Raw genomic sequence first — 5722 nt, forward strand, 5'->3', positions numbered from 1 at the left:
TCAAATCATTATCCTATGCAGCAGTTGAGTTTTAGTACAAAAATACAGGTGAAAACGATATGTCAGAACAAGCTACCACAACGAACATGGACGGCACTACGAACGCTGCTAAATGGAACAGAGCAGACACGGAATGGGTATTAAGTTTATTTGGCACAGCAGTAGGTGCAGGTGTTTTATTCTTACCTATTAAAGCAGGTTTGGGTGGGTTTTGGCCTTTGGTTGCTCTCGCATTGATTGCTGGCCCAATGACGTGGTTGGCACATAGATCACTTGCACGTTTCGTTCTATCATCAAAAAATCCAGATGCCGACATCACAGATGTTGTTGAAGAACATTTCGGTAAAGGTGCTGCAAAATTAATTACGTTTGCTTACTTCTTTGCTATCTACCCTATCGTATTAATTTACGGTGTTGGTATTACCAATACATTCGAAAGTTTCATTGTTAACCAACTTGATATCTTCATTGAAATCCCACGCCTAGCGGCTGATGGCGCACCACTGCTTAACGAAGCTGGTGTTCAATTAATGGATAAAGTAAGCGGTATCCCACGTTGGTTACTATCTGGTGGTCTAATTTTAACAATGACTGCACTGATTCTATTTGGTAAAGAGTTAATGCTTAAAGCAACATCAGCATTAGTTTACCCACTGGTATTCATCCTATTCGGTCTTTCACTGTTCTTGATTCCTAGCTGGAATACGAGCATGGTGACAGTTGTACCTGAAGCATCATCTTTCTTACCAGCTATCTGGTTAGCAATTCCATTGATTGTGTTCTCATTTAACCACTCTCCAATAATCAGTCAGTTTGCTAAAGTACAACGTAAAACTTACGGTGAAAACGCGGTACAAAAAACAGACCTTATCTGTAAACGTGCTGGTCAAATGCTACTTGGTTTCGTAATGCTATTCGTATTCTCTTGTGTGTTATCACTATCACCAGAGCAACTAGCACAAGCTAAAGCAGAAAACATCTCAATCCTGTCTTACCTTGCAAACGTACATGACTCTGTATTAATTCAATACTTCGGTCCTTTCGTAGCATTCGCAGCGATTACGTCTAGCTACTTCGGTCACTACTTAGGTGCTCAAGAAGGTCTAAACGGTTTAGTTAAACAAGTTGTACCAACAGCATCAGAGAAGAACATCAGTACATTCTCTATCGCATTCATCGTACTAACTACATGGGTTGTAGCGATTATCAACCCAAGTGTACTCGGTCTTATCGAAACAATCGGCGCACCAATGATTGCAGCTATCTTGTTCCTAATGCCAATGTACGCAATCAAGAAAGTACCTGCGATGCAAAAATATGCTAGCTCAAGAATAGCTAACATCTTCGTTACTATCTGTGGTCTTATGGCTATCACTTCAGTAATCTACGGTTCATTCTAAACCGCAGTTAACTGCTTAAGTAAATAACAAATAATACCGGCGAGTCACCTCGCCGGTTTTTTTATATCTGAATTTCTTATGCTAAGTAATAACGAAGGCGATTAACCTTTTTAGTCCAGCTCACATTGAGGTTATGATTTTAGACTCGCGGAAACATCATGTATATGCTTCTATCTTTTCAAAAACGAGTTCTTTATTAAAAGGTTTTGCCACGTAATCATCCATCCCTGATTGGTAACATTTTTCGATATCTTCTACAAAAACACTGGCTGTTAAGGCGATAATAGGCAGGCGTGGCTTTGTTTGCTGTTGCTCCCATTCGCGTATCGCCTCCGTGGCAGTGAAACCATCCATGACAGGCATCATACAATCCATCAATATCAAAGCGTATGCTTGTCCTTCAGCTTTAACCATGTCCACCGCTTCTTTACCGTCACTCGCGAGCGCAACAACAAAGCCCTCTTTTTTGAGTAGTAACGTCGCCACTTTTTGGTTAATTAAATTATCTTCCACCACTAAGATAGTCTTCTTGTAATTATGGCTATCTACAACGCTTGGTTCTTGTTTGGTAATCAACTGCTGGTCTATACATACTTTAGGCTTTGAGCTTGTACGCTGCGAGCAATTTTTATTCGCTGCTTTTAACGTTTTGCGCAACACTGTAGCAAAACGTTTCCCTAATAATGGAAAAACAATTAACCCATCTATACTACGATGAAAATCAATGTTCTCGTTTTGTTGCTGCTTACAGATAAGCAATGGCGGACGATTAGTTAGGTTATTTAATTTTTCAACATCCGTTAGCGTCACCGCCAAGGTATTCTGGCAATATATGATCAGCGCATATTGCTGAACAACATCTATAAAATCAACATCCTCAGCCAAAATCGTAGCGGCTAATCCTAACTTAAGGCATTCCGCCGCCAGCTGTTGCGCATAATTATTGCTGTTACTGATGATTAAACATTTCCGCTCGCTAAACTCAGTTAATACTGCTTTATCAGATTTAATCACCTCAACATCAATCATAAAATAGAAATGACTACCAACGCCTTTTTTAGAATCTAGTTTAATGTCTCCACCAAGTAAGAGTGCTAACTGACGGCATATTGATAACCCAAGTCCCGTACCACCAAATTCACGGGTAATAGAACCATCTTCTTGAGTGAAGGGTTTAAACACCTGTTTTAACTTATCTTTATTTATACCTATGCCAGTATCTTTTACTGAGAATAATAAAGTGCCGTGGGAATCTGCTTTTTCTTCATAGCTAACCGATAACGTGACGCTCCCCTGCTGGGTAAATTTAACCGCATTAGACATTAAGTTCATCAGTACTTGCTGTAAACGATGGACATCTAACATGACTAATTCAGGTAGGTCTGGCGATAATTCAATTTGTAATGATAAACCTTTAGCAGATGCTTTACTCAGCACGATAGTGACGGTGTCATACACAGCTTCAGCGACATTTGATTGCTGGGGCACGAGCACAAGATTGCCGGATTCTATTTTCGATAAATCTAAAATGTCATTAATCAGTAATAGTAATATCTGCGATGAGGTATCTATGGTTTGTAAATATTCAACCTGCACAGGGGTTAGATCTGTGCTTGCGAGAATATCCGCCATACCGATAATGCCATTTAACGGGGTGCGAATTTCATGGGACATATTGGCTAAAAAAGACGTTTTAGCCTTAGTTGATGATTCTGCTTTTATTTTTTCTATTTCAAGATATTCGGTTTTCTTATTAAAAGACCCTATCAAATTCGCAATTTCATCTTTATAGCGATAATTAATATCGATAACTTCGCCAGCATCATTGTCATTAATCTGCTTTGATATCATAGCAATAGGATTTATTAACCAATGACTTATAATGTAATAACCAATAATCACACATACCAGTAATAGCGGTATAATGCCCATTTCAATATTAACTATTTGCGTATAAACATCATCCGCCACCGTATTGTGAGAGTTAATCACCTCAAGCTGCCAATTAAAATTACTCAGGCTATTTTGAACAACGTACATGCCTTCCACTACATTGAATTTATAATCTGCAATAGAGGTACTGTCGCTGTAAATACGCACGCCTAACTGATGCTCTGCCGCGTGAGATTCAATGACCCCTGTTAACCCTTTTAACGAGATATCTATGGTTGCCACGCCAACAAACTCACCATTATTAAAATAAGGTTGCGATGCGGTGATCATTTTTTGCTTGGTAAAAGGGTCTACGTATACCGCTGACCACGATATTTTATGGTGACTGTTTTCGTGAGAAACTGAGGTATACCAAGGTTCAAGCTGATAAGGCGCCACAGTTGGGTTGTTATAATCATTAATGAATTCAACATCGCCATTTGCATTTCGGGAAAAAAACAGACTGGCTAATTTTTTTGAAGGCATTAATGTGTTGGGCTCAGGCCAGATACCGCCACTGATGATGATGTCATTACTTTCTTTAAATACCGAAAAAATCATATTTTTGACGACATCGACAGAATAACCACTGACCGCAACACCGACTAATCCATGCAAGGTAGCGACTGAACGCTCTAACGGCTCTTCAATTTCATGGGACAGTAATTGGGTTCTTAAATTAAGGTTATTTTCTAGATTATCACGGATAGGTGGTTCGACAACGTAATAGGTAATACTAGCAATTATTGTAATGAGTAAGCAGGTATAGCAACCCAGCGCAATAATGCTTTTTTTCTTTAGGGACATTTGACCACCATAAAAACCAATAACTTACCTCTGAGTATAAGTAATCTAGGTCTTTTTCCTTAAAAAAGTCGCTTAACTATGATCTAAGCCACATTTATTTACGTCAAATGTCTTAACTATCCAGCCCTCGCTATTGGCAAGTCTACATAGGGGAAATAACAAGGCGATACGGTTAGCCACGCAGCCCTACTTTTCTGCAAGAATGTGATAACGAAATAGCAGACAAAAAAATACCCATCAACCTAAGCTGATGGGTATTTTTATATTAACTGTCTATATCGTTACTATCTCACTAATCAAAAACTACATATTCGGTGTTTGGGTTTCTACATGTAGGTTCTGCGCTCGGTGTCTTAGCAAGTGATCCATCAGCGTGATAGCAAGTTGTGCTTCAGCAATTGGCACGGCGCGTATCCCCACACATGGATCGTGACGACCTTTGGTAACCACTTCAATAGCGTTACCAAACTTATCAATTGATTTGCCAGGAATAGTAATACTTGAAGTCGGCTTCATGGCAATGTGAGCAATGATGTCTTGACCACTTGAGATGCCACCGAGTACACCACCAGCGTGATTAGACAGGAAACCATCTTCTGGTGTCATCTCATCACGGTGCTGGCTACCAAGTTGTTCTACAACGCCAAAACCATCACCGATTTCAACGCCTTTTACTGCGTTAATGCTCATCAGCGAATGGGCAATTTCAGCATCTAAACGATCAAATACCGGTTCACCTAAACCTACAGGTACGCCTTGGGCAACAACCGTTACTTTAGCGCCCACAGAGTCACCTGATTTTTTCAGACCACGCATATATTCATCTAGCGCTTCTAATTTACTTGGATCAGGGAAGAAAAATGGGTTTTGTTCAACTTGATCCCATTGCAATGCTTCTGCTTTAATCGGGCCCAGTTGGGATAAATAACCGCGGATAACAATACCGTGTTGTTGTGCTAGGTATTTCTTGGCGATTGCACCAGCTGCAACGCGCATGGCTGTTTCACGAGCGGATGAACGCCCGCCACCACGGTAATCACGGTGACCAAATTTTTGATGATATGTGTAATCAGCATGACCCGGACGGAAGGTGTCTTTGATGTTCGAATAATCTTGTGAACGTTGATCAGTATTTTTGATCATCAATCCAATTGAACAACCTGTGGTTTTACCTTCAAAAATACCAGAAAGGATCTGCACTTCGTCTGCTTCACGGCGCTGAGTGGTATAACGAGATGTGCCAGGTTTACGGCGGTCTAGATCAAGCTGTAGATCTTCGAGTGAAATTTCCAGTCCCGGAGGGCAGCCGTCAACAATGCACCCAAGTGCTGGACCATGGCTTTCTCCGAATGTGGAGATCTTAAATAATTGCCCAATACTGTTCCCTGCCATAACCGTTTTTCCTTTATAAAATACTGACTAATTCTGATTCAAACTTTTCTAAACTAAAATCTTGTGCTCTTTTTTCACAATCAGATCTCATACTTAAACATTTTTCAGGACTAAGAATAGATACAGCATGGATTAAATCATCAATTTCAGCTTCTTTTGATATCAAAATTCATGTTTTTTCATGAATAATA

At 39.9% G+C, this 5722-nt stretch carries 3 protein-coding genes; 1 reads left to right on the forward strand and 2 read right to left on the reverse strand.

Going from position 1 to position 5722, the window contains the following annotated elements:
* Nucleotides 1-59: 59 nt before the first annotated feature.
* Complete coding sequence (locus QNK26_RS17870; RefSeq protein ID WP_319225405.1) at nucleotides 60-1400, forward strand: HAAAP family serine/threonine permease; 1341 nt, start codon at nucleotides 60-62, stop codon at nucleotides 1398-1400.
* A gap of 156 nt (nucleotides 1401-1556) precedes the next feature.
* Here the strand turns inward: QNK26_RS17870 and QNK26_RS17875 are convergent, their stop codons facing one another.
* Together QNK26_RS17875 and aroC are read right to left on the reverse strand one after the other, a co-directional pair.
* A complete protein-coding gene (locus QNK26_RS17875) occupies nucleotides 1557-4139 on the reverse strand; it encodes an ATP-binding protein (protein ID WP_319225407.1) in 2583 nt (860 codons plus the stop codon).
* Nucleotides 4140-4442: 303 nt separating this feature from the next.
* The gene (gene aroC / locus QNK26_RS17880) at nucleotides 4443-5531 is read right to left on the reverse strand and encodes a chorismate synthase (protein WP_319225409.1); all 1089 of its coding nucleotides are present in this window, start codon (nucleotides 5529-5531) and stop codon (nucleotides 4443-4445) included.
* Nucleotides 5532-5722: the final 191 nt, after the last annotated feature.

This window comes from Moritella sp., from assembly GCF_033791185.1.
GTDB lineage: Bacteria > Pseudomonadota > Gammaproteobacteria > Enterobacterales > Moritellaceae > Moritella.